Origin of the sequence: Sulfurimonas sp. (genome assembly GCF_016744025.1) — a bacterium.
Lineage (GTDB): Bacteria > Campylobacterota > Campylobacteria > Campylobacterales > Sulfurimonadaceae > Sulfurimonas.
Genome location: NZ_JADGFC010000237.1, coordinates 1 through 1,995 on the forward strand (window position 1 = coordinate 1; position 1,995 = coordinate 1,995).

The 1,995-nt window shown below is 29.6% G+C and carries 4 protein-coding genes; all 4 read right to left on the reverse strand.

From position 1 onward, the window contains the following. On the reverse strand, positions 1-258 hold a 258-nt coding region (locus tag QZZ48_RS15615), incomplete at its 3' end, for a hypothetical protein (protein ID WP_294967179.1). Between the two features lie 92 nt (positions 259-350). Further along, positions 351-752: a transcriptional repressor gene (locus tag QZZ48_RS15620; protein WP_294967180.1), complete on the reverse strand. Its 402-nt coding sequence runs from the start codon at positions 750-752 to the stop codon at positions 351-353. Between the two features lie 58 nt (positions 753-810). Further along, positions 811-1,320 carry a flavodoxin gene (locus tag QZZ48_RS15625; protein ID WP_294967181.1) on the reverse strand — a complete coding sequence of 170 codons (510 nt, stop codon included), beginning with the start codon at positions 1,318-1,320 and terminating at the stop codon, positions 811-813. After that, the coding region (locus QZZ48_RS15630) for a hypothetical protein (RefSeq protein WP_294967182.1) at positions 1,308-1,995 on the reverse strand (688 nt) is incomplete at its 5' end. The genes QZZ48_RS15625 and QZZ48_RS15630, both read right to left, overlap by 13 nt.

Below are 1,995 nucleotides of genomic sequence, written 5' to 3' on the forward strand. Positions count from 1 at the left end.
TGCTCTAAAACCTAAAGAAGATTTAAAACCATTAAACTCTGCAGTTTCATAAGCTAGTCCAACAGAGTTCATTGTAAAACCTGCATCGTCAGTAGTTCCACTATTGTTTTGTTGCTCACCATATACAACTAAATCACCACTTACTGAGCCATTACTGAACATTTCATTTATGCTATTAGCTTTTTTCATATCTTCTGCAAATACAGACGTACTAAGTGCCATTGCAGTTACTAAACTTATTGTTAACATTTTTTTCATAATTTACCTTTATGATTAGAGTTTTGAAAATCAATATCAAAATTATATATTAAAATTCTTATTTTTTGTTTAAAATGGTAACGATTATCATTTTACTTTTGTTTACACTTCTCGCATTTCTTATGTATTGTTATAAACTCCGCATCTATGAACTCAGAAGATGCCGATATCTCTTTATAATCTAATTTTTTAATATTAGTACAGTTTGTACAAATATTAAAAAACATAGGATTATTCTCTTTTAAATGATAGTACGCTCTTTTATAATCATCTTGAATAACTATTACAAGTTCAGACTCAATGAAAAAATTTAAATGCCTATAAAGTGAGTTTAGAGAAAGTTTTTTCGGATATGTTTGAGATAACTCTTTTGTTATCTGCGAAACACTAAGACACTCGTTACTATTTAATAGTAGATTATAAATAACTTCTCTAGATCTTGAATGATTTGCTTTTTTGCTTTTTATACATTCGTTTAGTTTTTCTATACTCATTTTATTTCCATCCATATATCAAACCCAAATGCCTTTGCATCTGGATTTTAAAAATAACTTATTTTATAAAGTATGGAGAGATTTGTTCTATCCAAGAGTCGATACGAGTATCTGTTAAATCATCTTGATTGTCTTCATCAAGTGCAAGACCTACAAACTCACCATCTATAATTGCTGTTGATTCATCATGCTCATAACCATCTGTAGGCCATGAACCAACTACAGTAGCACTATTGTTCATTAGTTCTGTGTATAAAGTTCCCATAGCATCTAGATAAGTATCAGGATATTCTTCTTGGTCTCCAAGACCAAATAGTGCTACTGTTTTAGTAGAGAAGTCAATTTTTGATACGTTTGAGAAATAATCTTCCCAATCATCTTGAAGATCACCATCTCCCCATGTAGATATTCCCATGATTATAAAATCATACTCTATCATTGCGTCTTTAGAACAAGAACTTACGTCGTGAAAATCTACATCAACTTGAGTGATTTTTTCTTTTATTGTTTTTGCTACACTCTCTGTGTTACCAGTTGAGCTTGCATAAAATAGTCCTATTTTTGACATGATTTTTTCTCCCTGTTACAAAATGTAAATGAATATGGAATCATCTTAAGATGTTGAGATGATTCTCCTTTAACCATAATATGGCGCTTAAATGAATCTGTTTTAGGATAGATAAGATAGCATTGATCTATATCTTTGTCATTAAGTTGTTTTAGTCCCTCATCTATATCTTTGTGCCTTTGTTTTAAATTTTTTGGATCCACATGTTTCCATCTAGGGTATAGTCTTGTGCGTATACCATTTTGATCTATGTGAATATATGGAGCATCTAGAGTTACATTTTTATCCGACTCTTTTTTTATACGGGAGTAGACCGTTTTGGTAAAAACCTCATTTAAATCCAGCATCATCTCTACTTCCTTGCCATTAAATATTAACTGTATTAGTTCACAGGCTGGATGTGAATATCCAAGTAACTTTTTAAAGTCTGATTTGAAGTGAAAATTTCTACTTAAGTAGGTCATTTTTTGATTTTTACTTTGTTTAAAGTATTGGTTTATAAGTAATGAATCATAGGCAAATATCTTTAGTACCTTTTGACTCTTTTGTGGTCTTAATTTATACATTTGAAAAAATGATTCGATTTTATTTTCAAAAATATTTATAAGAGAATTATTAAATGATTTTACATTTTTAAGTGAAAATTGCGCTTCTTTACATAGATATTGATTTATC

Bases quoted from the DNA above. Each gene is read 5' to 3' on its own strand.
- QZZ48_RS15625 (WP_294967181.1), bottom strand. From the start codon at position 1,320: ATGTCAAAAATAGGACTATTTTATGCAAGCTCAACTGGTAACACAGAG.
- QZZ48_RS15620 (WP_294967180.1), bottom strand. From the start codon at position 752: ATGAGTATAGAAAAACTAAACGAATGTATAAAAAGCAAAAAAGCAAAT.